Origin of the sequence: Wenzhouxiangella sediminis (assembly GCF_003410055.1) — a bacterium.
Lineage (GTDB): Bacteria > Pseudomonadota > Gammaproteobacteria > Xanthomonadales > Wenzhouxiangellaceae > Wenzhouxiangella > Wenzhouxiangella sediminis.
The window spans coordinates 97109-122683 of record NZ_QUZK01000014.1; the positions used below are offsets into that span (position 1 = coordinate 97109).

The 25575-nt window shown below is 64.9% G+C and carries 27 protein-coding genes; 9 read left to right on the forward strand and 18 right to left on the reverse strand.

What is annotated here, in order from left to right; all coding sequences use genetic code 11:
* The first annotated feature begins 12 nt into the window (after positions 1-12).
* Positions 13-636, forward strand: a complete 624-nt coding sequence (locus tag DZC52_RS02945; RefSeq protein WP_116649623.1) for a TetR/AcrR family transcriptional regulator — start codon at positions 13-15, stop codon at positions 634-636.
* 135 nt (positions 637-771) lie between these two features.
* Here DZC52_RS02945 and DZC52_RS02950 read toward each other — a convergent pair whose 3' ends face one another.
* Positions 772-1380 (reverse strand): phasin family protein, encoded by a 609-nt coding sequence (locus DZC52_RS02950; protein ID WP_116649624.1) that lies wholly within the window; start codon positions 1378-1380, stop codon positions 772-774.
* A gap of 79 nt (positions 1381-1459) precedes the next feature.
* Between DZC52_RS02950 and DZC52_RS02955 the strand changes: the two genes are divergently transcribed.
* Entirely contained in the window at positions 1460-2251 is a 792-nt protein-coding gene (locus tag DZC52_RS02955; protein WP_220338250.1) for a tetratricopeptide repeat protein, read from the forward strand.
* On the opposite strand, the gene DZC52_RS02960 is transcribed toward DZC52_RS02955, so the two are convergent.
* The 3 genes from DZC52_RS02960 to DZC52_RS02970 form a co-directional block, all read right to left on the reverse strand.
* Positions 2248-3717: a WS/DGAT/MGAT family O-acyltransferase gene (locus DZC52_RS02960; protein ID WP_220338251.1), complete on the reverse strand. Its 1470-nt coding sequence runs from the start codon at positions 3715-3717 to the stop codon at positions 2248-2250. The genes DZC52_RS02955 and DZC52_RS02960 overlap by 4 nt on opposite strands.
* Before the next feature lie 83 nt (positions 3718-3800).
* Positions 3801-4256: a hypothetical protein gene (locus DZC52_RS02965; protein ID WP_116649626.1), complete on the reverse strand. Its 456-nt coding sequence runs from the start codon at positions 4254-4256 to the stop codon at positions 3801-3803.
* A gap of 129 nt (positions 4257-4385) precedes the next feature.
* Positions 4386-7235, reverse strand: coding sequence for a penicillin acylase family protein (locus tag DZC52_RS02970; RefSeq protein WP_181918740.1), 2850 nt, complete (start codon positions 7233-7235; stop codon positions 4386-4388).
* A 239-nt stretch (positions 7236-7474) separates the two neighbouring features.
* Between DZC52_RS02970 and pdhA the strand changes: the two genes are divergently transcribed.
* The 5 genes from pdhA to rimK all read left to right on the forward strand — a co-directional run bounded on the left by pdhA (position 7475) and on the right by rimK (position 12404).
* The gene (pdhA, locus tag DZC52_RS02975) at positions 7475-8575 is read left to right on the forward strand and encodes a pyruvate dehydrogenase (acetyl-transferring) E1 component subunit alpha (RefSeq protein WP_116649628.1); all 1101 of its coding nucleotides are present in this window, start codon (positions 7475-7477) and stop codon (positions 8573-8575) included.
* Positions 8575-9555 (forward strand): alpha-ketoacid dehydrogenase subunit beta, encoded by a 981-nt coding sequence (locus DZC52_RS02980; RefSeq protein ID WP_116649629.1) that lies wholly within the window; start codon positions 8575-8577, stop codon positions 9553-9555. The genes pdhA and DZC52_RS02980 overlap by 1 nt, the downstream gene beginning before the upstream one ends.
* A complete protein-coding gene (locus tag DZC52_RS02985) occupies positions 9552-10898 on the forward strand; it encodes a dihydrolipoamide acetyltransferase family protein (protein ID WP_116649630.1) in 1347 nt (448 codons plus the stop codon). The genes DZC52_RS02980 and DZC52_RS02985 overlap by 4 nt, the downstream gene beginning before the upstream one ends.
* Before the next feature lie 123 nt (positions 10899-11021).
* The gene (locus tag DZC52_RS02990) at positions 11022-11471 is read left to right on the forward strand and encodes an ATP-dependent zinc protease family protein (protein ID WP_220338252.1); all 450 of its coding nucleotides are present in this window, start codon (positions 11022-11024) and stop codon (positions 11469-11471) included.
* A 27-nt stretch (positions 11472-11498) separates the two neighbouring features.
* Entirely contained in the window at positions 11499-12404 is a 906-nt protein-coding gene (gene rimK, locus DZC52_RS02995; protein WP_116649632.1) for a 30S ribosomal protein S6--L-glutamate ligase, read from the forward strand.
* 63 nt (positions 12405-12467) lie between these two features.
* Here rimK and DZC52_RS03000 read toward each other — a convergent pair whose 3' ends face one another.
* The 7 genes from DZC52_RS03000 to DZC52_RS03030 form a co-directional block, all read right to left on the reverse strand.
* A complete protein-coding gene (locus tag DZC52_RS03000; RefSeq protein ID WP_116649633.1) occupies positions 12468-13058 on the reverse strand; it encodes a hypothetical protein in 591 nt (196 codons plus the stop codon).
* Positions 13055-13624, reverse strand: a complete 570-nt coding sequence (locus tag DZC52_RS03005; RefSeq protein WP_116649634.1) for a hypothetical protein — start codon at positions 13622-13624, stop codon at positions 13055-13057. Before DZC52_RS03005 ends, DZC52_RS03000 begins: the two co-directional genes overlap by 4 nt.
* 62 nt (positions 13625-13686) lie before the next feature.
* Positions 13687-13968, reverse strand: coding sequence for a hypothetical protein (locus tag DZC52_RS03010; RefSeq protein ID WP_116649635.1), 282 nt, complete (start codon positions 13966-13968; stop codon positions 13687-13689).
* Positions 13962-14402: a fluoride efflux transporter FluC gene (locus tag DZC52_RS03015; protein ID WP_116649636.1), complete on the reverse strand. Its 441-nt coding sequence runs from the start codon at positions 14400-14402 to the stop codon at positions 13962-13964. Before DZC52_RS03015 ends, DZC52_RS03010 begins: the two co-directional genes overlap by 7 nt.
* On the reverse strand, positions 14399-14770 hold the full coding sequence (locus tag DZC52_RS03020; RefSeq protein WP_116649637.1) for a fluoride efflux transporter FluC: 372 nt from the start codon (positions 14768-14770) through the stop codon (positions 14399-14401). Before DZC52_RS03020 ends, DZC52_RS03015 begins: the two co-directional genes overlap by 4 nt.
* Positions 14771-14794: 24 nt before the next feature.
* Positions 14795-15481: a fumarylacetoacetate hydrolase family protein gene (locus DZC52_RS03025; RefSeq protein WP_116649638.1), complete on the reverse strand. Its 687-nt coding sequence runs from the start codon at positions 15479-15481 to the stop codon at positions 14795-14797.
* A complete protein-coding gene (locus DZC52_RS03030) occupies positions 15478-16488 on the reverse strand; it encodes a tryptophan--tRNA ligase (RefSeq protein WP_116649639.1) in 1011 nt (336 codons plus the stop codon). The genes DZC52_RS03025 and DZC52_RS03030 overlap by 4 nt, the downstream gene beginning before the upstream one ends.
* Positions 16489-16558: 70 nt before the next feature.
* On the opposite strand from DZC52_RS03030, the gene DZC52_RS03035 reads away from it, so the two are divergent.
* Positions 16559-17668, forward strand: a complete 1110-nt coding sequence (locus DZC52_RS03035; protein WP_116649640.1) for a RuBisCO large subunit C-terminal-like domain-containing protein — start codon at positions 16559-16561, stop codon at positions 17666-17668.
* 5 nt (positions 17669-17673) lie between these two features.
* Here the strand turns inward: DZC52_RS03035 and DZC52_RS03040 are convergent, their stop codons facing one another.
* The 3 genes from DZC52_RS03040 to DZC52_RS03050 form a co-directional block, all read right to left on the reverse strand.
* The gene (locus tag DZC52_RS03040) at positions 17674-18078 is read right to left on the reverse strand and encodes an acyl-CoA thioesterase (protein WP_116649641.1); all 405 of its coding nucleotides are present in this window, start codon (positions 18076-18078) and stop codon (positions 17674-17676) included.
* Between the two features lie 128 nt (positions 18079-18206).
* Complete coding sequence (ahpD, locus tag DZC52_RS03045; RefSeq protein WP_116649642.1) at positions 18207-18767, reverse strand: alkylhydroperoxidase, AhpD family; 561 nt, start codon at positions 18765-18767, stop codon at positions 18207-18209.
* Between the two features lie 161 nt (positions 18768-18928).
* Entirely contained in the window at positions 18929-19468 is a 540-nt protein-coding gene (locus DZC52_RS03050) for a peroxiredoxin (protein ID WP_116649643.1), read from the reverse strand.
* A gap of 149 nt (positions 19469-19617) precedes the next feature.
* Here DZC52_RS03050 and DZC52_RS03055 point away from each other — a divergent pair, with 149 nt between their 5' ends.
* Positions 19618-20541 carry a LysR substrate-binding domain-containing protein gene (locus DZC52_RS03055; RefSeq protein WP_116649644.1) on the forward strand — a complete coding sequence of 308 codons (924 nt, stop codon included), beginning with the start codon at positions 19618-19620 and terminating at the stop codon, positions 20539-20541.
* Between the two features lie 23 nt (positions 20542-20564).
* Here the strand turns inward: DZC52_RS03055 and DZC52_RS03060 are convergent, their stop codons facing one another.
* The 4 genes from DZC52_RS03060 to DZC52_RS03075 all read right to left on the reverse strand — a co-directional run bounded on the left by DZC52_RS03060 (position 20565) and on the right by DZC52_RS03075 (position 25478).
* Entirely contained in the window at positions 20565-21662 is a 1098-nt protein-coding gene (locus DZC52_RS03060; protein ID WP_116649645.1) for a DUF4340 domain-containing protein, read from the reverse strand.
* Positions 21659-23554 (reverse strand): GldG family protein, encoded by a 1896-nt coding sequence (locus tag DZC52_RS03065; RefSeq protein WP_116649646.1) that lies wholly within the window; start codon positions 23552-23554, stop codon positions 21659-21661. The genes DZC52_RS03060 and DZC52_RS03065 overlap by 4 nt, the downstream gene beginning before the upstream one ends.
* A 266-nt stretch (positions 23555-23820) precedes the next feature.
* On the reverse strand, positions 23821-24561 hold the full coding sequence (locus DZC52_RS03070; protein ID WP_181918741.1) for an ABC transporter permease subunit: 741 nt from the start codon (positions 24559-24561) through the stop codon (positions 23821-23823).
* Positions 24558-25478 carry an ABC transporter ATP-binding protein gene (locus DZC52_RS03075; protein WP_116649647.1) on the reverse strand — a complete coding sequence of 307 codons (921 nt, stop codon included), beginning with the start codon at positions 25476-25478 and terminating at the stop codon, positions 24558-24560. Before DZC52_RS03075 ends, DZC52_RS03070 begins: the two co-directional genes overlap by 4 nt.
* Between the last annotated feature and the right edge of the window lie 97 nt (positions 25479-25575).

Consider the following 25575-nt stretch of genomic DNA (forward strand, 5'->3'; position numbering starts at 1 on the left):
GCCCCTGGCCCCATGAGCCGGAACACTCGCGAACGCATTCTCTCGGCGGCCTTGCTGTTGTTCAACGAGCAGGGCGAACCGCACGTGCCCACCAACCGGATCGCCGACGAACTGGGCATCAGCCCCGGCAACCTTCACTACCACTTCCGCACCAAGGGCGATCTCATTCAGGCCTTGTTCGAAGCATTCGAGCATCGCATGCTCGAGTTGCTGGCCACCCCGGACTCCCGTGAAGTTCACATCGAGGATATCTGGCTGTTCCTCCACCTGGTCTTCGAAACCATCGGCGAGTTTCGCTTCGTCTATCGCGATCTCACCGATCTGTGCGGGCGGTTCCGGAACCTGCATCGACGATTCCAGGCGATCGTCCGACTATCGATGCAAACCGCCCGGCACCTCAGCGAGGGTCTCGCCGAGCAAGGACAACTGGAGGCCAGCCGGGAGGAGCTTGACGCTCTGGTTCGAAACATCGTGCTGGTATCGACTTTCTGGCTTTCTTTCGACCAGGTCGTGGAGCGCGACAGCCGCCCCCGGCCCGATCGAGCCGCGTGGCAGGTCATGAGCCTGATCAGCCCTTACCTGGTCGGAGAGGCGAGAAAGGAGCTCTCCGAACTGGCGGAAGCGTATCGTCACTAGCTCGGCCGACTGACCGCCAGAAAGACAAAAAAAGACCCGGACAGGGTCCGGGTCAAGAGTCGCAGCTAGTACCGGGCCGAGGGAGGAAGCCCGGGCTGCTTCGGGGTAGTCTGGAGAAGTCGACTACAACATCGGTCAGGCGCTGGTCGACCCGCTCTTGGTGTCGGCCGGCTTGCTGGCAGTCTTCTTCGCGGCGCCGCCCGACTTCTTCTGCTGCTCGGAGAGCGCACGCACCTGCTTGTTCAGCTCGGCGACGCGGTCGCTCAGCTGCTTGATCTCATCGGAGGTCGGCACGCCGAGGCGCGACAGGGCACGGGCGACGCGCTGCTCGAACACCTTCTCGAGCTTGTCCCAGTTGCTCTGGGCGGAGTCGCGCACCTTGCCGACGCGGCTTTCGACGTCGCCGCGCACACCGCTGACCGTATCGCTGGCCATCTTGCGGCCGCGGCCTTCGAGCTTGCCGCCTTCCTTGACCAGGCGGTCAAACAGCTTGTTGCTCTCGCCGATGACCTTGCTGCTGGTTTCCTCGACGCTCTTGCGGCCCTGTTCGAAGAGCTTGTTGCCCTCCTGCTGGGCCATCGAGAAAGCGCCCAGGCCGGCGAGCCAGATTTCGTGCGCGTAGTCCTGAACCTGCGAAGTCGCGGTCTTGCGCGCCGAAGTCTTGCGGGACGCAGTCTTGCGGGTTGCGGTCTTCTTGGCCACCTTCTTCTTGGCGACCTTCTTCTTGGCAGTCTTCTTGGCCATGTCTGCTCAACTCCTTTTCCGCCGCTCAGGCGGGGTGTGCGGGGTGTCTATGAGTTGTAAGATAAACCGAGTTTCTAGAGTGGACACACTAATCATGGACACGGCGAAATGGGCCGCCTTTCCCCACGAGAACAAGGCCTTCCGCTATCCCGGCGACAAGCTGGCGACGGCCTGGAAAAAGCTGCACCGCGGCGACACCGAGCCGCTTCCCGATGAGGCGGGCATTCTCGAGGCGTGGCGCCACTTCCATGCCGGCGATTTTGCCGCCGCCGTGGACCTGGCCGAGGAAGCGGGCCTGGCGGGTCATGCCGTGGCCAACAAGGCGAGCGGCATCTACGCCGACTACCTCGAGGAAAGCGAAGAATCCAAGATCGCCATCTACCAGGCCGGAATCCAGAGGGCCGAGGCGGCCATCGCCGAGTGGGAGGACGACGCCAACGCGCATTACTTCCACGCGTTCCTGCTGGGGCGCTACAGCCAGAGTATCTCGATTGCGCAGGCGCTGGCGCAGGGCATCGGGGGCAAGGTTCGCGAATCGCTGGAGAACGCCCTTTCGCTGTCTCCGGAGCATGCCGAGGCGCACACGGCCCTGGGGCTCTACCACGCAGAGATCATCAACAAGGTCGGCAAGATGGTCGGCAAGTTGACCTACGGCGCCAGCGCCGACAAGGCGCTTGAACACTTCGAGCGGGCCCTGGAACTGACCCCGGAGGCACCGATTGCGCATATCGAGTACGGCAACGGCCTGTACCTGCTCTTCGGCGACAAGCGCCTGGAGGAATCGAACGCAGCCTACGAGAAAGCCGCGAAGATCAAGCCGATCGACGCCATGCAGAAGCTCGACGTGGAGTACGCAAAGGCGTCCCTCTAGTCCTCGTCCACCCATTCGTGCACGAGCTCGGCATCCTCCGGGGAAATCGTCCCGGCTTCCGGCCCCAGCAGCATCGTAAGGTGCAGCAGGTTCTCGAATTCGCGTCGGAAATTGGCGACCACGCTGCTGGGGTCAGGAACCAGCCTGTTGTCGGTAATCAGGCCCGAGAACACCTTGCCGTTGTAGCTGATGATGCTGATACCCATGCCGACCGATCCGCTCTGTGGCACCCAGAACATCATCTCGCGGATCTTCGCTCCGGCCATATAGAGCGGCGCCTGCGGCCCAGGAACGTTGGTCAGCACCGTCGAGGCCTTGCGGCTGAACAGCTCCAGCGCCGGCTTCTGTAGCGAGGCCGGGCCCATGCCGAGAGCGGCCAGCAGGCCCAATGACATCATCGCCTGCCTGGAGTTCTTGAGTTCGTGCATGAAATCAGCGACCCGGTAGACGCGCGCCAGCGGGTTGTCCTCGGCAACCGGCAGTTCCAGGAACACCAGCCCGAAGTGATTGCCGAGCTCCCGCGCATGCTCGAGCGGCCGCAGATTGACGGGTACCGTTGCGCGCATCGTGACGTTCGATGGATCGTCACCGCAGTCGAGCATATAGCGATGCAATGCGCCGGTCATCGCCGCGATCAGGACATCGTTGACCGTGCAGCCGAGCGCCTTGCCAACCGCCTTCACTTCTTCCAGGTCGACAGGCTCGGCCCAGGCCACGTTCTTGCGCACGCCCAGCTCGCCCTTGAATCGCGACGGCGGATCGTCGGTCAGCAACAGGGCGTTGGCAAGCTCGGCCATCAGGTCCGCGGCGGTGCCGGCATAGTCGGCGGCCAGGTGCGGCTCGCGGATCATCTGAGCCGCTTCCTCGAGCATCTTGTAGCTGAAGTGGCCGACCGCGTCGATGCCTTCCCGGGCAGGCGCCATCAAGCGGCGGAAGATGTTGGACTCGGCCGCACGCCGCTTTTTCCAGTGATGCGGGCTGATCAACTTCAGGGACTGGTCACGGTCTGCATCGGTGAGCGACAGCAGGACCTGGACAAGCGCAATGCCGTCGGCGTAGCAGTGGTGGATCCGGGTGATGATCGCCGGACCTTCGGAATAATTCTCGACCAGGTGGAATTGCCACAGGGGCTTGGTCTTGTCGAGCGGCGTCGAGGCCAGCTGGGACACCAACTCCTCCAGCTCGGCCTTGCCGGCATCCCCGGGAAGCGCAGTGCGAATGATGTGCGCGCTGGGCTCGAACAATTCGTCCTGTTCCCACCAGCAGCCGCGAGCGGACTCGACGGCCTTCTGGCGAAAGCGGCGGAACGACAGGAAACGGTTGACCAGGACATCGCGAAAGGCCTCGAAGTCGACGGCATCCTCGAGAACGATCACGCCGGTGATCATCATCAGGTTGGTCGGCTGCTCCATCCGCAGCCAGGCAATATCGACCTTGGAAATCGCTTCCCGCTTGGCGCTCGTCACGCTCGCCGCTCCGTGTGATGGGACTCACGGGATTCTTTCACGCCCCGTGACGAGCGTCAATTTGAACCCGAGGGGGCAGCGCTTCAGTGAACCTGGCGCTGTGCCGGCGGCCCCTGCTCCTGGCCGTTGCCGGCGAGGTCGTAGGGCAGCTTCACCTGGTCGAGACCGAACTGCTTGAACACCGGCTGGAGCTGGTGGTGGATCAGGGGATAGAGCTGGCGCGTAAGGGTGCCGTGGTTGGCCTTGAAGGTCTCGAAATCGACCGGCTCACCGCGGAACTGGCTGTAGACCGCCTGCAAGACGAGTTCGACGGTAAACAGCGGCTGATCCGGGCTGTCTTCCCGGCTGCCGCGGCAGACCAGTCGCGCCGTCACCTGGTACTGGGGAAGCTCTCCCTCGAAGTGCATTTCCAACGGTGTGAGCTTGAGCTCCACCTTTGCGCTGAAAGCCTGGTTGGGCGGCACGATCTCGCTGAGCTCTGCATTGAGCCGTGTGACCTGGGTGTGGGCCAGCGAGAAGTTTTCGAGCAGATTAATCATGAATCGTCCAGAAAGGGCGGCAGAGTCTCAACAGATGGCAGTCGTCGCCCCGGCTTTCAAGCTCGCCCCGAAAAAGAGAGCGCCCGCACGATAGCGGGCGCTCTCGACGGCGTCAGTGCCTCTGATGAATCAGGGCGTGAAAGTCGTCGTGTCCGCAGCGACGGACTGTGCGTCGCTTTCGCCGAAGCTCAGCGGCAGGTAGTCGTTCATCAGCCACAGTCGCAGCTGGTTGGTATAGAACGGACTGACGAACACACCACTGCGGCCGCCCGGCAGAATTTCGGCGACATTGGGCGTACCCGGCGTCATTTCCGCCACGGTGCGACGGGCCGGACCGGAACCGAACATGAAGTCGTTGAGCCCGTCGGCGCGCACGCTGTGCGAGGACGCATCGACCGTCTGGTAGCCGCCCGCCCGGGCCACACCCGGCAGGTTCGGGCCGAGATCGCTCAGGCCGCCGCCGTTGGGCACGTTGAAGGGATCGCTGCCCAGCGGATGGCTGAAGACGATGCGATGCAGCTTGCCCCAGCGGTAGTCGCTCTGATCGGTGGAGTTGCCGAAGGCCGGCGCGAACTCATCGCTGGCCAGCAGCTCGAGCGTCTGCGCCAGGCTGGCGAGCAGAACGGTGTCACGCGCGCTGGCCATGTCCGGGGCGCCTTCGACATTGAAGAAGGGGATGCCCGAGGCGCCGAATCCGCCGCTCTGCTCGAAACTCGCGAGCTGGTGGTGGAAAGCGCGCAGCGCGTCGCTCGAGCCGGGCAGCGCATTGCCGAGCTGCAGTGCCTCGAGGGTGGCATCGATCGTGTTGCCGATGACCTGGCCGCGCCACACCGAGTAGATGGTGGCCGCCACGCTGTTGGCGACTTCATCCTGCGACGGTGCACCGGCACCGGCCGGGCTGCCCGGATCGAATCCTTCGGCCAGGCCCGTGGGCGTGGAGAAATCCCATTCGGCCAGGCGGCCGACGGCTTCCTGGATTCCCGGATCCAGCGCGAACTGCGCCAGTCCCGGCCAGGCGCCCTCTTCCGTGGCATTCTCGAAGGCCTGCAGGATGTAGGGCACGATCAGCTCGGCGTCGAATAGCTGGTTGTCGGCCTGCAACGCCTTCATGTCCTCCACGCTGACCGAACCCGACGCGATCATGTCCTGCAGTTCGCGGTCGATGCGCGCCATGCGCAACTCCGAGTAGGAGGGATTGAGGTAGTAGATCCCGTTGCCGCCCGGCCGCAGCTGGTTGAGCGGGTTGTTGTCGAGGGTCGTGCCCACCGGGTCGTTGTTGGCGTTGGCGATGTAGCCCCAGGGCGGGTTGACGACATGCGGCATCTCGGACTTGGGCAGGGAGGCGAAAGGCGCCGCCCGGGTGGAATTCTCGTTGGCCGGCAGCCAGTCGTGGCCGAGCGCGCCCGAACCGTCGCGCAGCAGGAAGGGTGGAACACCGCCGCCGACGTTATTGTTCTGCAGGTCCTCGCGCAGCGGCACGGCGCCGGTCGTGAAATAGGCGATGTTGCCCTCCACGTCGGCATACACCACGTTCTGGGAACCGAAGGTCCAGTTGTCGATGACCGCGCGGAACTCTTCCATGTTGCTCGCGCGTTCAAAGCCGCGGATCGAGGACAGCTCGTAGGTGGCGCCCCACCCCGCGTACTGGATGGAAATCGCCGACGAGGCGTCAGGCTGGGCCACGATCGGGCCGTTGTTGCGGCGCGGCACCAGGAAGGTCACACCGCCGGAGTCGTAGCCGACATTGGCGCGATTGACGTTGTCCATCTCGCCGTCGCCCACACCGTTGACGAAATAACTCTGGAAGGCGTAGAGCACCTGCTCTTCGCCGTCCGCGTGCACGGTGTGGGTGGGCAGGCCGTAGCTGTTGGTCCGGATTTCTTCGCGGAAGTAATCCGTGACGTCGATGTTGTGGTTGGTCAGCCCCCAGCAGATGTTGAGGTTGCAGCCCAGCAGCGTCAGCGGTGTGCCGGGCGGCGTCACGCCGCTGACCACGCGCTGCTCGTCGCGGATGACGATGTTCTCGTTGATCATGAGCGCGGGCATGTCCAGGCCCAAATGCGGGTCGTTGGCCATGATCGGGTATCCGCTGTCGGTATGCTCCCCGGAAACCACCCACCAGTTGGAGCCGGCGCGGTTGTCTGCGCGGCCGATGGTCGTTCCCAGCAGGGGGATGTTCCGGACACGCTCCATATACCCGTTCAGGCTGTCGACCACCGCGTCACTGATACCGGGCAGGTTCCGCCACCCGCCGGACGCACCTGCGCCCCCTTCGGCCGACTCCAGGCTCGAGCCCGACGAGCCGGGAACGGGGATGATGCCCGCGGTCTCGAAGAAGTTCGGGATGCTGACTCGATCGTCCATCGGGGCGGCGCGAGAGAGATCCTCGGAGAAGAGCGTCGCGCCGTCGAAGCCGACGGCTTCGCCGACGGCCTGGTAGGTCGCCAGGCGCACGGTGCGGTCGACCACCCCGGAATCGAAGCTGAGCTGGAAGGCGAGCAGCTTGCCGATGATCAGCGAGTCGACCGGCGTCCAGCGCTCGACTTGCGAGAGCTCCAGCGCGCCGTACTCGGGCGGTAGCTGGTCGGCGGACGCCAGGAAGGCGTTGACGCCGTCGGCATAGGCCTTGACCCAGGCTTTCTCATCGGCGGTCATGTGCTGCCAGGTTTCCAGTGCGCCGCGGCGAAGGCCCAGCGTGCGCAGCTCGACATCGCTGCTCAGGGCGCCGGGGCCGAGCAATTCGGCCAGGGTCCCGGAGGCTACTCGGCGAAGGTAGTCCATCTGGAACAGGCGGTCGCGGGCGTGCAAGAAGCCACGCACGTAGTTGACGTCGTGTTCGGTGTCGCCGACGATCGTCGGAATGCCGTTGGCGTCGGTGTGGACGGTAACCGGCGCGGACAGTGCCGGCATCGGCACGGATTGCGCTTGGAGACCGGCGGCCAGCGCAAGGCCGCCGACCAGTGTGATCAGCTTTTTCATCCTCTGTATACCCCTGCTTGTTGTGATATTGCCGGATCGATTATGGCACAAACGACCCGAGGCACACCAAAAGCGGGGATTTGGCGGCATTTAGGCGCCGGAAGCAGGATGAAACGGACCTTCTGGCACCCTGCCCGCCCGTTTCCTCCGGACCACGCCGAGCGCTTATAATACGCCCCCGCTTCGGAGCGGCCGGCCGGCCTTCCGAACCCCGGAGTATCACAAAGAGAGGAGTCGACATGGCGCACACTGCCGCCGCCTTCAAGGTGGACTATTTCCAGTTCCTCAAGCCAGACGGCAAGCTGGTCGAGGACCAGCAGGTGCCGGCGCTGGCGAGGGATTTCGATCGCCTGACCGAACTGTACAAGCTGATGGTGCTCACGCGCACCTTCGACAAGAAGGCCGTGGCGCTGCAGCGAACCGGCAAGCTGGGCACATACGCCTCCTGCCTGGGGCACGAGGCCGCCCACGTGGCCATCGGCGCGGCGATGAAGGAAGAAGACTGTTTCGCCCCGATGTACCGCGAATACGGCGCGCAGTTCTACCGCGGCGTGAAGATGTCCGAAGTGCTGCTCTATTGGGGCGGCGACGAGCGAGGCAGTAATTTCAGCGGGCCGAAGCACGACTTCGCCTGGTGCGTGCCGATCGCCACCCAGTGCCTGCATGCGGCCGGCGCGGCCCTGGCTTACAAACTCAAGAAGGAAGACCGCGTGGCCGTGACGGTCGTCGGCGACGGCGGTTCCTCGAAGGGTGACTTCCTCGAGGCCATCAACGCCGGCAGCGCCTGGAAACTGCCGCTGGTGCTGGTCATCGTCAACAACCAGTGGGCCATCTCCGTTCCGCGCAAGAAGCAGAACACCGCGGCCACCCTCGCCCAGAAGGGCATCGCCGGCGGACTGCCAAGCATCCAGGTCGACGGCAACGACCTGATCGCCTGCCTGTGGGCCATGGACAAGGCCGTCAACGCCGCGCGCGCGGGCAAGGGCGCGTTCGTCCTGGAGATGCTGACCTACCGCCTCAGCGACCACACGACGGCGGACGACGCTCGCCGCTACCGCCCGAGCGACGAGGTCGACGAGGCCTGGGACAACGAGCCGCTCAAGCGCCTCAAGGCCTACCTGATCGACCAGGGCGCCTGGAGCGACGACAAGGAAGAAGAGCTGCTCGGCGAGTGCAAGCAGTGGGTGCAACAGGCCGCGGACGAGTACCTCGACATGATCGAGAACGACCCGCAGCCGGTCACCGCCATGTTCGACTACATGTTCGCCGAACTGCCGGCCGACCTGATCGAGCAACGTACCTACGCCCAGGACTACGCCGAAGACGGAGGGCACCACTGATGGCAGAGATTACCCTGATCGAAGGCGTCACCATGGCGCTCGCCCGCGCGATGGAAGAAGACCCCAGCGTGGTGATGTTCGGCGAGGACGTCGGCGTCAACGGCGGTGTCTTTCGCGCCACCGCGGGCCTGCACGACAAGTTCGGCGACGATCGCGTCATCGACACGCCGCTGGCCGAGGTGATGATCGCCGGCATGAGCGTCGGCATGGCCTCCCAGGGCATCAGGCCCGTCGCCGAGGCCCAGTTCTGCGGCTTCACCATGCCGATGATCGATCACATCATGTGCCACGCCGGCCGCCTGCGAAACCGCACCCGAGGACGCATGAGCTGCCCGATGGTGCTGCGCTTCCCCTCCGGCGGCGGCATCCATGCACCGGAACACCACTCCGAGAGCCCCGAGGCACTGTTCGCGCACATGCCGGGCGTTCGCGTGGTCATCCCGTCGTCGCCGTCGCGCGCCTACGGCCTGATGCTGGCCGCCATCCGCGACCCCGATCCGGTCATCTTCATGGAGCCCAAGCGCATCTACCGCTGGCAGAAGGAAGAAGTGGCCGACGACGGCGAGGAACTGCCGATGGACGTCTGCTACACCCTGCGCGACGGCAACGACATCACTCTGGTCACCTGGGGCTCGATGGTCAAGGAGACCATGCAGGCCGCCGACCAGCTCGAGGAACAGGGGCTGAGCGTGGAGGTCATCGACGTGGCCACCGTCAGCCCGCTCGACATGGACACCATCATCGAGTCGGTCGAGCGCACCGGCCGCTGCGTGATCATCCAGGAAGCGCCGAAGCATTGCGGCGTGGCCAGCGAGATCGCCGCGGGCCTGGCCGACGCCGGCATCTGGCACCTGCATGCGCCGGTCAAGCGCGTTTGCGGCTACGATGTGGTGATGCCACTTTACCGAAATGAAATGAAATACATGCCGAGCGTCCGGCGAATCGTCGACGCGGCCAAAGAGATTCTGGAGGTTTCATGAGCGTTTTCAATCTGCCCGATCTCGGCGAAGGCCTGCCGGACGCCGAAATCGTCGAATGGCTGGTTTCCGAGGGTGACGAGGTCGAGGTCGACCAGCCGCTGGTGTCGATGGAAACGGCCAAGGCCGTGGTCGAGGTGCCCAGCCCCTTCGACGGCAAGGTGACCAAGTTCCACGGCGGCCCCGGCGACGTGATCAAGACCGGCGCGCCGCTGGCCGAGTTCGAAGTCGCGGGCGAAGCCGGCAAGGAAGCGTCGACCCAGGACGAGCCGCCGGCGACCGAAGCGGCCGCCGAGGACGAAAAGCCCGCCGAGGCTTCAGCCGAAGCGTCGGCCGGTGAGCAGCAGGAAGAAGCCGGCAAGAGCGAGGAGCGCGAAGACTCGGGAACCGTCGTCGGCAAGATGCAGGCCGGCGGCGAAGTGCTCAAGGAGCGCACCTCGACCGTGGGCGGGGTGAAAGTCACCCCCGCCGTGCGCGCGCTGGCGCGCAAGCTCAAGGTCGATCTCTCTCAGGTCAGCCCCAGCGGGGCCGACGGCGTGGTCACCGCCGCGGACGTGCGCAAGGCGGCCGAGGAAGGCACCGCCCCGGCGCAGGCGCGCCGTGAACAGCCGGCCGCGAGCAAGCCCGAGCCCGAGTTTCCGGCCGAGCCCGAGCACGAGTCGAAGCCGGCTTCTCCGGCCCCGTCCAGCCAGCCGGCCGCGTCGGCCAGTGGCGAATGGGAACCGCTGCGGGGCACCCGCCGCACCATGGCCCGCACGATGAGCGAGTCGCAAAAGCGCGTGGTGCCGACCACGCTGATGGACGACGCCGACATCCACGCCTGGCGCGCCGGCGAGGACGTCACCTTCCGCCTGCTGCGCGCGCTGGCCGCCGGCGCGAAGGCCGAGCCGGGCCTCAACGCCTGGTACGACGACGAGCAGAACATGCGCATGGTGCACAAGGGCATGGACGTGGGCATGGCGGTCGACACCGCCGACGGCCTGTTCGTGGCCCGTCTCAAGGGCGTGCACAAGGGTTCGCGCGAGGACATCCGCGGCGAGATCAACCGCCTGAAGGAAAACGTCAAGAATCGCAGCATCCCGCCCGAGGACCTCAAGGACTACACGATCATGCTGTCCAATTTCGGGGTCTTCGCCGGACGCTATGCCACGCCGATCATCAATCCGCCCTGCGTGTCGATCGTCGCGGCCGGCGTGCTGCGCCACGAGGTCGTGCCGGTGCTCGGCGGCGTGGAAGTGCACCGCATGATCCCCCTGTCGCTGACCTTCGATCACCGAACCGTCACAGGCGGCGAAGCGGCCCGCTTCCTGAAGGCGATGATCGCCGACCTGTCGAAGGCAGAATAGAAGCCGAAACCATGCAACCACGGAAGTCACTGAAAACGCGGAATATCTTGACTCGTTAACTTTCAACGTCCGTGAATTCCGTGTCTTCCGTGGTTCAATGTTCTTGCGAAGGGGCAAGAGATGATGAAAGGCCACATCGCGCCAAACATGATCATCGGGGCCTGCGAGTGGGTCGCCCTGCCCGAGCTGGGCATCAACCAGCTTCGGGCTCGCGTCGATACCGGCGCAAAGAGCTGCGCCCTGCACGCGATGGATATCGAGCAGTTCGACCGCGACGGCGTCCCCTATGCCAGGTTTCGGGTGCCGATCGGCCGGCACGAGAACATGCGCTGGCAGCGCTGCGAGGCGCACGTTCGTCGTATGCGTCGCGTCCGTAACACTTCAGGCGAGCCGGAGGAACGCATCACCATCCGAACGCCCCTGATCGTGGGGCACTCGCGCTGGGATGTGGACATCACCCTGACCAATCGTGAGAGAATGCGCTATCGGATGCTCCTGGGCCGGACCGCCATGGAAAATCATGCGCTGGTCTATCCCGCACGCACCTTTCTCCAGGGCAAACCCCGCCTGTAGTCGAATACCGCCTGAGGGTCGTCAACGATGCGCATCGCCATTCTCTCTCGCAGCCGCCGGATCTACTCCACTCGTCGACTGGTCGAGGCCGCCGAAGAACGCGGTCACGACGTCAAGGTGGTCGACACCCTGCGTTGCTACATGAACATCGCCTCGCATCGCCCGACCATCCATTACCGCGGCGACCAGATCGAACCCTTCGACGCGGTCATTCCGCGCATCGGCTCGTCGATCACCTTCTACGGCACGGCCGTGCTGCGGCAGTTCGAAATGATGGGCACCTTTCCCCTCAACGAGTCCGTGGCCGTAACCCGTTCGCGGGACAAGCTGCGTTCCCTGCAGCTGCTCTCGCGCAAGGGACTCGGCCTGCCCGTGACCGGATTCGCTTACGCCACCAAGGACATCGGCGACCTCATCCAGATGGTCGGCGGCGCACCGTTGGTGGTCAAGATGCTCGAGGGCACCCAGGGCATCGGCGTGGTGCTGTGCGAGACCAAGAAGGCCGCCGAGTCGGTGCTGGAGGCCTTCATGGGGCTGAACGTCTCGATCATGGTGCAGGAATACATAAAGGAAGCCGGCGGCGCCGACATCCGCTGCTTCGTCGTCGGCGGCAAGGTCGTCGCCGCCATCAAGCGCCAGGCCCAGCCCGGTGAATTCCGCTCGAACCTGCACCGTGGCGGCTCGGCCAGCCTGATCAAGATCACGCCGGAGGAACGCTCCACGGCGGTGCGCGCGGCAAAGATCATGGGCCTGAACGTCGCCGGCGTGGACCTGCTGCGCTCCAACCACGGCCCGCTGGTCATGGAGGTCAACTCCTCCCCCGGCCTGGAAGGCATCGAAACGGCCACCGGCAAGGACGTTGCCGGCATGATCATCGGCTTCATGGAAAAGAACGCCCGCCACAACAAGACCCAGACGCGCGGGAAGGGCTGAGCCTTTCCGGGGAGCTCGGCAAGGCGGTATCCAGGCGGCGGCCGTTCGCCCAGGGGCGACGGCTTAGAATTCCAGGCGATCGAATTCCCGGATATTGATCAGCATCTCGTGGATCCCCTTCTCCATGCCCCGCCGGTCGGTCGCTTCGGAGAGTCGGCGGATGCTGTCGACAATGGCGATCCACCAGTTCATGTGCGTGGCCGAAAGCTGGGCCGCCACGGCGACCAGGTCGCGCGTGAGCGACAAGGTCTCCTCGGCCTCCTTCTTGATGGCCACCAGGCTGTCGAGATCGGGATGACGCTCGTCCAGGTCGGACAGGAGACGATCGATCACGCCCGGTTCGGTTTCGAGTTCCTTCGATGGGCTGGGCTCACCCTCCGGATCCAGAAAAGCGATATCGAGCAGCGAGAGCAGGTCGCGGAATGACCCCCTCAGACTCAGCCACAACTCCTGGCGGCGCGCATGCTCGCGCGAGCGCTGAATCAGGCTCAACAGGCCGAGCAGGATGAAGCCCTCGATGCAGAACACGACGAGCTCGGGCACCAGTTCATCGTGGAAGGGGTTGCTGGGCGCCGGATTGATGAAATAAAGCCACAATCCGACACCGATGACGCCGAACAGCACCATCGGCGCAACCCAGACAAGCCGGTTCATTCCCCGTCCTCCCCTCTGCCCGGTTCGGTCGCGAAGGCCCGGACGATCCGGCAGACCTTGTCGGCCTCGGCCCGGCTGAGATCGAGCGGCAGCCCGGCGATATGGACCGTCCGGTTCTCCCCGAGGGCGACCGGCACCACGTTCAGAGGGTTCTCCGTGGACTCCAGCGCAATTCGCTCGGCCACTTCCTGCTCCGGGCCGATGCCGCTGCGGCCACCCGCCCCTCTCGGGATAGCACGCAGTCTTTCTGCGCCCACGGTATCGAATGAAGCGGGATTCTCGTTCCAGGACAGGAAATCGGCCAGCGCCAGACGGAAGCGCTCGGCATACAACTCGAGTGCTTCCATGCGCAGGCTCGACTCCTCGAGCTTGTGAAAACGCGAAGCCAGGTCGTCGACATTGACCCGGCGCAGATCAGCTCGCTCCTCCTCTGTCAGTTCGGAAGCGAGCTGCTCGACGGCATTGCGGCGGCTGCGCGCCGAGGCCGGATTCACCAAGCCCTCCATACCCGCGTACTTGAGGAACTTGAGCAAGCTGTCGACTGAATACGACCCGTTGGGCATCATTGCGGCCGTCTCCCATGCATCCGGCGCGGCTCCTCCAAACGGAAACCCTCGCCGGGAGTATATCAACCTCTCGAGCGCAGCCAGCGCAGCAGCCAGGCCAGGCCCAGCCCGGTGAGCAGCACCAGGTAGGCTGACACCACCGCGATGATGTTGCGGTTGAGATCCTCGAACTCCAATGTCAGGTGAAGCCAGACCAGCACGGCGGCCGCCAGGATGACCGCCAGGGCCGCGGGAAGCCGGTCGGCCAGCCAGGCGCCGCCGCGGAGACCGCGTGGCCCAGAGTAGGCGTAGAGCCACAGCAGGAAAAGCGTGACGGGAAGCAGGATCAGCGCATCGATCAGCATCGGGTTCTCCGGTTCATGCAATTGCCTTTGCAGCCGCCCTCGGGCGGCCGGTTGATTCTTCTTCCGACGACCAGGCCGATCGCCGCCGCGCCCAACCAGCAAACCAGCGACACGGCCAGGTACAGGACGCCGCCGGTCGCCTCCAGGGAAAGCAGCTCGACGCTGAAGGTCGAAAAGGTCGTCAACGCCCCGCAGAACCCGGCCATCAGGCCCACTGAAAGGCCCGGCGGCAGCCTGCGGATTCGGCCCGGCTCACTGAAGGCCAGAACCAGGCCGATCAGGCATGAGCCGGCTGCATTGACGCCCAGAAGGGCCAGCGGCAGTCCGCCCGGCGCCGGCGCCCATGCCGCGAGCACCAGCACGCGCAGCATTCCGCCGAAGGCGCCCCCGGCCGCCACCGCCGCATAAACACCGGGAGATACGCCCGCGTTCACGAGCCGATTCCCGCCGCGACCATGCGACCCGCCAGGGCAAAGAGCAGCCCGCCGGCGATCGAAACCAGCACATAGCCCGCTGCCGCCACCCGGCGTCGGGACTGCCACAGACCCACGGTCTCCATGCTGAACGTAGAAACCGTCGTGTAACTGCCCAGGAAGCCGCCAAGCAGAAACCCGGACACGAGCGTGCCGGACGTTTCGAGGGAGCCCGCGAGCGCACCCGCCGCAAGGCAGCCGCTGAGATTGACCGCCAGCGTGGTGGCCAAGGGGTACGTGAATCCGCTGCGCAGCAACCACTCGCCCAGGCCGAAGCGGGCGACCGCGCCCAGCGCACTGCCCAACCCCACCCATGCCAGCTCGACCATCCCGGGCAGCGCAGCCACTACGCTTCAGGAAGCGACGATCTCGAAATCGAGTTCCGGCAGCCCCTCCACACGGGCGCATACGCGCTCGCCCGGCGCCAGCGCCGAAACCCCCGCGGGCGTACCGGTAAACACCGCATCGCCGGCGGCCAGCGTGACTGTGCGCGAGAGCTGCGCCAGCAGCTCCGCAACGGGCCAGATCATCTGTCCGAGCCAACCGGCCTGGCGTCTCTGGCCGTCCACCGAAAGAGCGATGGCGGTTTCCGCTTCGGGCTGCCAGTCACGCGCGGGAACAATCAGCCCGACCGGCCCTGCCTGGTCGAAGCCCTTGCTCATTTCCCATGGCTGGCCGGCCTGCTTGGCGCGGGTCTGCACGTCGCGCCGGGTCAAGTCCACCCCCGCGGCATAGCCGAAGACCGCCGCGGCCGCCTGCTCCGGCGTCAGATTCCGACCACCGGAGGCCAGAAGCACCACCAGCTCCACCTCGTGGTGAAGCTCGGCGGTATCCGGCGGATACATCACGGTCTCGGCGTGGACCAGCGCCTGGGCGGGCTTTGAAAAGAACACCGGTGCCGAGCGCTCGGGATCGACACCCATTTCACGCGCATGATCGGCGTAGTTCCGCCCCACGCACCAGGCGTGGCGGACAGGGAAAGACCGTCCGTCGCTGACCGGCAGCTCCGGCGGCTGCCAGGATACGGCCGCCTCGCTCATCCCAGCGAACGAATGCCGACGGCTTCGCGCAACTCGGCGATGAACGGCCGGCTGAGCTCGCGCGCCTTCTCTGCGCCCCGCTCGAGCTCCTGCTCGACCTTGTGCGGGTTGTTGATCAGTGCCTCATAGCGTTCGCGCGGCCCCTCGAGTTCGGCATTGATCAGCTGGAACAACTGCTGCTTGACCTCTCCCCAGGCGATACCGTCGGCAAAGGCCTGGCGCATCTCGCCTCGCTGGCGCTCGCTGGCGAAGGCGGCGTAGACCGAGTAAACGGCGGCCTTGTCGGGATCCTTGGGCTCGCCGGGCTCCTGTGAGTTGGTCTTGATCTTCATGATCGCCTTCCTGAGCTTCTTCTCCGGCAGCCACAGGGGGATCGTGTTGTCGTAGCTCTTCGACATCTTGCGCCCGTCCGTGCCGGGCAACGTGGCCACGTGCTCGTCGACCTGGGCCTCGGGCAGCACGAAATGCTCGCCGTAGCGATGATTGAAGCGCTGGGCGATGTCGCGCGCCATTTCCAGGTGCTGGATCTGATCCTTGCCCACCGGCACGATGTTGGCGTTGAACATCAGGATGTCGGCCGCCATCAGGACCGGATAGCAGAACAGGCCCATGGTGATGCCGTAATCGGGGTCATCGGACGCGCCGACGTTGTCGTCGACGGCCGCCTTGTAGGCGTGGGCGCGGTTCATCAGCCCCTTGGCCGTCACGCAGGTCAGAAGCCAGGTCAGTTCCGGAATCTCGGTGATGTCCGACTGGCGGTAGAAAACCGAGCGCGAGGTATCCAGTCCCAGGGCGAGCCAGGTCGCGGCGATCTCCAGCGTCGACTGCTGCACGCGGGCCGGATCCTCGCACTTGACCAGGGCGTGGTAGTCGGCCAGGAAGTAGAACGAATCCGTTGCGGCGTCGCGGCTGGCCACGACCGCCGGCTTGATCGCACCGACGTAGTTGCCGAGATGCGGGGTGCCGGTCGTGGTGATGCCGGTGAGAACACGCTTGTTGGCAGTCATGGGCTGGCAGCTGGGGTATGGTCGAAAGGCGTTATTGTAAGCGGTCGGAGACGCCCACCGGAGCGCAATCATGGCAAGTCCGTTGATCGAAGCGACCTACGTCGCCACGCGGCCCGATCGAGCCGTACCCGAACTCGCCGAGGCCGTGGCGCGAGAACAGAGTCTCGAGATCGTGCCGGAGCTGATTCCCGAATCGATCCGCGAGCGGCTTCTGGGACGTGTGCTCGAGGTACAACACATCGAGGAGGGTCGCTGGGCGATGCGCATCGGCTACCCCGCGGAACTGGCGAGCGATCAGATCGGCCAGCTCCTGCAACTCCTCTACGGTAATGTCTCCTTCTATCCCCGCATTCGACTGACGGAGCTGGCCCTGCCCGAAGCGTTGCTTCAGGCACTGCCCGGGCCGTCGGGCGGCATCGATCGAATCCGCGAACTCAACGGCGCCGGCAACCGAGCCATGCTGATGACCGTGCTCAAGCCCCGGGGCAGTCGCCCGGAGCAACTGGCGGATCTCGCCCTGCGCTTCGCGCGCGGCGGCGGCGACCTGCTCAAGGACGATCAGAACCTGGTCGAAAGCGACGTTCAGGCATTCAGAAAAAGAATAAGGTTATGCAGCCAGTCGATTGAAAAGGCGCAGGAAATGACCGGGAGAAGGTGCCTCTATTTGCCGCATGCCGCCGGCAGCGGCGATCACCTGAAACGGCAACTCGAAGCCGTCTCGGAAGCCGGCCTCCACGGTGTCGTGCTCTGCCCCTGGGTGATGGGCCTGGAATCGGCCGCCGCGGCAGCACGGGAATTCGACCTGATGTGGCTGGCTCATCCGGCCATGGCCGGCAGCATGACCGAACCGGACGACCGCGGCGTGAGCACCGAGGTGCTGCTCGGCACCCTTGTGCGCGCGGCCGGCGCGGACATCAGCATTTTCCCCGGCAGCGGGGGACGGATCAGCTCGGGCCACGACGATGAACGAGCGACCTGCCGGGCCCTGACGAAATCCATGGAGCCTCTGCGCCCCACCCTGCCGTGCACGGGCGGGGGCAAGCGGCTCGAATCGGTGGGCGAAGCCGGCAGACGCCATGGACCGGATTACGCCGTCCTCGTCGGCGGGGACCTGCTCAGGCAGCGCGACAAGCTGGAGGAGGCAACACGCCGAGCGGTTTCGGAGCTGGCGAGCCCCTGAAAGCGTCAGGCGAGGCGCGCGCCCGGATCGACGGGAATCGGCTCCATGTCGTCGTCGACGGCCACCATGGCCAGGTGCCCCTCGATGGCCAGCTTCTGCTCGCCGCTGCGAGCATTCTCGAGCATGATCTGGACTCGAACGGTCGCCGAGGTCCGCCCCACGCGGGTGACCTCGCCGATCAATTCCACGATTGCGCCCTGGGGAATCGGCACCTTGAAGTCCACGCGATCCATCGAGACGGTGACTACCTGGCAGCGCGCGAACCGCGTGGCCGTCAGGAAGGCCACCTCATCCATCCACTGCAGGGCGGTGCCGCCGTAGAGCGTGCCGATTGGATTGGTGTCCTGGGGGAACACCAGCTTGGTGATGCGCGTTATCGACTGCGCGATGCGGTCAGGCTGAGCGTCCATCCAGGCAGTATATCGGAGCGACGGGCCGGCGACGGGACAAAAAAGAGCCCCGCGAAGTCGCGAGGCTCGAACAAGGGTTCGGGGCACGAACCCATGGCACAACCATCAATCGGAAGAATACACCGGGCTCATGCAGCCGCCTTCACACCGCCCGACAGGCCCTCGGCGTCGAAGACCGTGGCCACGGCGTGCATCACCGAGGCAATGCGTACGGCGTGCTGGACGACATCGCTGCCCACCCCGGCCTGCTTGAGGACCTTTTCGTGGCTGTCGATGCACAGCCCGCAGCCGTTGACCGCGGAGACGGCCAGCGACATCAACTCGAAGTCGGCCTTGTCGATGCCGGGTCGACCGATGACGCTCATCCGAAGTCCGGCCGGCATGCTGCCGTACTCTTCGTTGGATGCCAGGTGGACGAAACGGTAGTAGACATTGTTCATGCCCATGATCGCGGCAGCGGCTTTCGCGGCGTTGAGCCATTCCTCACCGAGCTTCGGCGTGACTTCCCCCTCGATTGACGCGAGCAGCTCCTGGTTGCGGCTGGCGATGGCGGTCGCCAGGGCGGTGCCGAACACCTGCTCGGCCGACATGCCGTCTGGTGCGCGTTCGGGATCGAGGACATTGCCGATATTGATGCGCAGATCCTTGGCGTAGTCGGGAATCTGTCGCTTGATGCTGTCGATACTCATGGAATCACTCGCTTCTCTGGAATGCGTGGATTTCAGACCGTCCCGGGTCGCCCTGCGCCCCTCGCGCTTGGGCAATTGCCGGAAGGGCCGGGAAGCCGCGCCCGGCGGACGCGGCTTCCCTGGGCGACTCGATGCGACGCGTCGCGTCGCTTCAAGCCGACTCAGGCCGCCTGGAGAACGTCGTCGCCCGGCTGCCAGTTGCAGGGACAGAGTTCGTCGGTCTGCAGCGCGTCGAGAATGCGCAGCACTTCCTTGGGGTTGCGGCCGACGCTCATGTCGGTGACGGACACGTGGCGGATGATGCCCTGCGGATCCACCAGGAAGGTGGCGCGCGTGGCCACACCCTCTTCCGGATGCAGGATGCCCAGCGCGGAGCTCAGCTCGCGCTTGACGTCGGCGAGCATCGGGATCTGGAGATCCTTGAGATCTTCGTGATGCTGGCGCCAGGCCAGGTGCACGAATTCGGTATCCGTGCTCGCGGCAAGCACCTGGCAGTCGCGATCGGCGAACTCGTCGGCCAGGTCGCTGAAGGCCTTGATTTCCGTCGGGCAAACGAAGGTGAAGTCCTTCGGATAGAAGAACACCAGCTGCCACTTGCCTTCGTAGCTACTGTTGTCGATATCGGTGAAGGCGGACTCCATGTCCGTGGTCACGGTGGCCTTCAGCTTATAGTTGGGGAACTTGTCACCAATCGTCAGCATTTTATTGGAACTCCTTTTATTTCAAACACTTGAATTGATCCATCCGGCAGGCAACTTTGCCTCGCCGGTCACTAGGATCGGGGCGGAGGCAAGCCTTTTCAAATTGATTGTCCCAATGCCCTCCATAGTTACTTGATATGATTCGGGCCATGAACCTTCGCGCCCTTCAATACCTCATCGCGTTGGCCGACGTTCGCCACTTTTCGCGCGCGGCAGAGCGCTGCCACGTCAGCCAGCCGACGCTGAGTACGCAGATCCGGAAACTGGAAGACGAGCTGGAAGTCCAGTTGGTCGAACGTCACCCGAGGCAGGTGATGCTGACGCCGGTCGGCGAAGAAATCGTGGGCCGCGCGCGCACGCTCCTCGGGGAGATGGAAGCCATCCGCGCCATCGCGCGGCGATCGCGGGACCCCCACAGCGGCACGGTTCGCATCGGGATCTTCCCCACCCTGGCACCCTACTTCCTGCCGCACGTCATTCCGAATGTGCGACAGACCTTCCCCCGTCTGACCCTTCGGCTGTACGAGGAAAAAACCGAGGATGTCATTCGCATGCTGGGCGATGGCAAGCTGGATGCCGGGCTGCTGGCCCTGCCGGTGTCGGAGGACTGGCTGGAAAGCCGGACGCTCTTCGAGGAACCGTTCGTGCTCGCCCTGCCGGAAAACCACCCGCTCGCGGCCAAGCCGCAGGTCCGGATGGAAGACCTCGCGGACCAGGAGTTGCTCCTGCTCGAGGACGGACACTGCCTGCGCGAGCAGGCCCTGGAAGTCTGCCAGCTCACCGGCGCGCACGAACAACTCGATTTCCACGCCACCAGCATGGAGACCCTGCGGCATATGGTCGCGGCAAATACCGGCATCACCCTGATGCCGACCCTGTCGGTCAAGCCGCCCCTGGCCAATACCGACAATCTCGTCACCCGACCGTTTGCCGAGCCGGGGCCGAAACGCACCATCGCCATGGTCTGGCGCAAGTCCTCGGCGCTCGCCGACTTTCTCGAGGAGCTGGCCGGGATCTTCGCCGCCATCGAGCCCGAATTGCTCGCCCCGCCACGGGCCGGCGAAAGGGATTGAGCGCACCGGGAGGCGCAGTCCGGCTATTCTTCGCTGGCGCCTTCCGGGGCCACGAGCAGATCCTCCACCGACGGCCTCAAACGATCGAAGCGATCGGCCTCCAGCGCGAACTGCCAGGGCGACAGTCGCCCGTCGACGGCGACGATGTCGATCTCGACTCCGGCAGCCTCCTCGGCGGTCACCGACCCGCCCTCGCCTTCTGCGGTCGCAGGGTCCTGAGACGACCCGGATCCGGTAGCGGCCTCCTCCCCGGCTACCCGGAAGTGCACCCAGTCACCTGCCTCGTCGGAAAACGTGGTCGCCGAGAAGACCATGCCGTCGCGTGTCGTGAACAAGGTCTCCACCGCGTCCGCGGGCACCGATGTCGGCTCGTGGGGCCGCACGTCGGCCATATTGAGCTTGGCCAAGGCGTTGGCCGTCTGCCGCAACTGCCAGGCCTGCTTGACTTCACGATCGGCGGGCGGGTCGAGCATGACCCAGACACTGCCCTCCGCATCACCGGGCCGCAGCTCGACGTTCTCATCACCTGGATGCCGCACCGACACTTCACGGATTTCGGGGGCCGGGATGTCCATGATGGCGCGCTCGAGCCACGCCATCCGCTCTAGCGGAACGTCCAGGGTCCGGCCGGCCAGCCAGGCCTGCTCCCGTCCTTCCAGTCGCACGTAACGACCGATTTCCGCCGGATCCCGCTTGCCGAGGATCAGCGAGGGCAAGTCGCTGTCGGGAAAGCGCAGCAAGGTTCCGCCGCCGGTTTCCTCGCCCGGGGCCGCCACGCCGAGGCGCGAGTACCATTCCGGATTGGCGGTGCGCGCTTCCAGCCTTCGAGCCTCGGACAGTTCCCGAAGCAGGCCGTGAATTCGGGCGAAATCCGCTTCGTAATCGTGCTTCTCGCGCATGCGCCATCGCTCTCGCGCCCGATGAAGGGTGGCCACCGTCCGGCCGTCGGGGGCGACGATCTCCATGGCATCGATATCGTTGACACGCGCGGCCAGTCCGGGCAGCAGTTCACCGTCACGCTCAGCGGAACCAGGTTCGTCCGCCCGGTCGACAAGCAACAGTGCCAGCACCACGGCAAGCAGCGTGGCCGTTGCCAGTATGAGCAGGTTGCGGACGTTCATGCATGACCTCCTTCCCGGGAAGCGCGCACCCGTCGCAGGCGTCTTCGGCGCCAGGCCATGGCCAGGGCGAACAGCGTCACGAGCACCGGCATAAGGGCGATGTTGACGATCTTGATGCGGGTACCCAGGGCCTCGATCTCCTCGTCGAGTTCCCGGCGCACCTGGCGCAGCTGCCGACGGATTTCCAGCCGCTTGTCCATGAATCGGTCGATCTCGGCTTCCTGCTCTTCGGTCAGGATGTCCAGGTCGGTATCCCCCCGCGCCTGCTGCAGTTCGGTCAACCGCTGCTCGGCTTCGGCCAGCTCCGCTTCCAGGCGCTGTTCGGTGGCGCGCAGATTCTGCTCGGCCTCTCGGCGCAGGGATTCGACCAGCGTGAAGGGTCGGTTCGATGTCGCCCTCGAACGAACGCTGATGAGGTCGGCATTGCCGATGAGGTTATCGATGGCGTTGATGACGAAATCGCCGTTGTCGGCGAAGGGCTCGAGCATGGTCGTGCCGAAGAAGCGCTGGCGCGAAACCCAGTAACGGTCGGCGAGCATGTCGACATCGGCGACCACGATCGCGTTGAGCGGATAGCGCGACGACGCGTCCGCAGAGGCTCGCTCCTTGTCCGCGCCTTCGTCGCCCTGGCCTTCGTCGGTCATGACCCGAGGCACGTCCCCACTGAACCTTGCCGCCAGCGTGTAGCGCTCACCGGTGGCGCCCATCTGGTCCATCAGTTGCGCGGGATCGGAGAGAAACTGAAGGCGCCGGGTTTCCATCAGTCCGGCCTGCTGGCTGGATTGCATCAGAAAGTCCATCTCGAGCGGGCTTTCCTCGGTCAGTTCGAGCCGCCCGACGCTGGCGAGATTGACCGCGTCCAGTTCGCCGGTGATCACGTCGTCGGCGTTCATATTGTCGGCAGTTGCTCCGAGGATGCCGGCATGGCGGACCGGGCGCTGGCTCTGTGCGGTGTTGACCTGCAGCGCCAGTCCCGCGTCGGCGACGAAACGGTCCGCCGAAAAATCGATACCCCAGGCGTCGAACAGCGCCTCGAGGTTGGAGGAGCGCTCCATGTTCATGGCCGCCATGGGATCGTTGGGATTGTCTGGTGTGGCCGATTCGGCATAGGGATCGACGAAAGCCAGCAGCCGCCCGCCTTCTGCCAGGAAGCGCTCGATATCGGCCAGCAGGGAATCCGAAAGACCCTGCGGGTGCACCAGCACCAGCACGTCGAGCTCGTCGGGAAGCGCCTCGTCGTCGGCGTTGACCGTTTCGACCTCGAACATTTCGTTGATCTGATCGTGGATCGCCCAGGGTTCGCGCCTCTGGCCGGTTGCCATGTCCATGCCCCCATCCATGTCGATCCCGCTCAAGAGTGCGGCACGCGGCTTGTCGGGGCGGCTCAGCAGGTAGACCATGCGGGCCAGTTCGTACTCGAGAAACTGCTCGCGTGCCGGCGAGATGAAGGGCAGGACCTCCAGGCCGTCGATCATGTTGGTGCCGACGATTCCCAGGTACAGGCTGTCGCCGCCGCTGCCCACCGGCACGGCCTCCAGCCCGTAGCTTGCGGCCTGATCCTCGGCCTCACTGAAGGGCTCCGGATCGATGCGGCGCACGCGAAGATTGCCGTCGGCCTGCTCTGCCATTTCGTCGAGCAGTTCCTGCACGCGGCGGGCGAAGTTGCGCACCATGGGCAAGTCGGAACTGGCCTCCTCGCTGAAGTAGAACTCCAGCGTCACCGGCTCTTCGAGATCCTCGAGGATGTTCTCGGTTCCCGGGCTGAGCGTGTACAGCCCCTGCTCGGTCAGGTCGATCCGCATGCCCTGCAGGGCGGCGCCTCCGAGGATGGTCAGCGCCAGGAACAGGATCGCGAGCAGCACCAGCCCGGTTGCACTGTAGACATTCTTCATTGGTGTACCCCGTCACTCATTCTGTAGCTTATAGCGAGTCGGAAAGCGTTTAGCTGCAAGGCCTATCTCGCAGGGAATGGTGGTGCCATTTTCAAGAGACAGAACGCCGCAGATGAACGCTTTCCGGCTCGCCCTTCGGGAGCGCGCCTGAACCGACATTGCGGCATTGCGACCCTTGTAAAGGGGCCCGCCATTCACTGCGGGTCGCGCCTTGCACTGCCGGCTCAGGCGCGCTCTATAAGTTACACAATGAGTGACGGGGTACACTAGTCCGCCTTCTTCAGTTCGAGCACGATGCGGTTGGCCAGCAGCCAGAAGCCGATGACCAGGGCGAAGTAGACGAGATCGCGCAGGTCAATCACGCCGCGAGAGATCGAGTTGAAGTGAACCAGGAAGCTCAGATTGGCCACGCCGTCGAGCAGCACCTGGGGCATCCAGGCCCGGAACAGGTCGAGCACCATCGGCAAGCCCGAAAGCAGGAAACCGAAGCAGACCACGACCGACAGAATGAAGGCCACGACCTGGTTGCGCGTCACGGCCGAGAGGGCCTCGCTGATCGCCAGCATGCCGCCGGCCATCAACCAGCTGCCGACATAGGCAGCCACGATCACCCCGTTGTCCGGATTGCCGAGGATATTGACCGTGATCCAGATCGGAAAGGTCAGGGCCAGGGACAGGCCGACGAACAACCAGGCGGCGAGAAACTTCCCGAGCACGGCCTCCCCGATTGTCAGCGGCAGAGTGAGCAGCAGCTCCACCGTGCCGTATTTGCGCTCCTCGGCCCACAAGCGCATGCCCACGGCCGGAACCAGGAACAGGTAGAGCCAGGGGTGGAAACGGAAGAACGGCTCCAGGTCGGCAATCTCGCGCTCATAGAAGCCGCCGAGGTAGAAGGTGAAGGCCGATGACATCACCAGAAATATCACGATGAAGACGTAGGCGACCGGCGTGGCGAAATAGCCCACGAGCTCCCGGCGCATGATGGTCCGGACGTTCTTCAGGTTCATGCCGCCTCCTCGCGCGTGATCGTGCGGAATACCTCGTCGAGCCTGCCGGGTTCGTACTGGAGCTGCTGAACCTCCCAGCCCTCCGCCTCGATCAGGCGGCTGACGGCCTGGAAGAGATTGCCCCGGCCGGAGGGAAAGACGGTGACGCGCGCGTTGCGCACCTCGACTTCGCGCGCCTCGTCGAGACGGCCCAGGCGGGAGGCGGAACGCTCGGGATCATCGACATGCAGGGTCACGGCGTTGTGGTAGCGCGAACGAGTCAGCAAGCCGGCCGGCGTGTCGTCGGCAAGAAGCCGTCCCCGGGCGATGATCATCGCTCTGCTGCACAGGGCATCGACCTCTTCGAGGATATGCGTGGAGATGACGATGATCTTGTCGGGCGCCATTTCGCGGATGAGGTGGCGCACCTGCTGCTTCTGGTTGGGATCGAGCCCGTCGGTCGGCTCGTCGAGGATGAGCACCGGCGGATCGTGCAGGATGGCCTGCGCCAGGCCGACCCGGCGCTTGAACCCTTTCGACAGGGTTTCGATGGTCTGCTCCATCACGCCACCCAGTTCCAGCCGGGCGGCCGCGTCGGCAACGCGCCGGTCGCGCTCCGGTCCGGAAAACCCGCGGGCGTCGGCGATGAACTGCAGCAACTGCGAGACCGTCAGCTCACCGTACAGCGGTGCCCCCTCGGGGAGGTAGCCGATCATCGTTCGCGCCGCCACCGAATCCCGGCGAATGTCGTGACCGAAGACCTCGGCCGTTCCGGATGTCGGGGAAAGGAAGCCGGTGAGCATCTTCATGGTGGTGGATTTGCCGGCCCCGTTGGGGCCAAGGAAGCCGAGCACGGTTCCGGGTTCCACCTCGAAGGAAATATCGTCGACGGCCAGTAAGGTGCCGAATCGACGGGTCAGATTCCTGGCTGCAAGCATCCGTCCGTTCTCTTGTGTTGGTTGTTGAACACGAGCCGCCTCCGCGCAATAGGGCCAGGCCCGCGATTTTTCAAGACCGCCCAGAATCGCGGCGAGT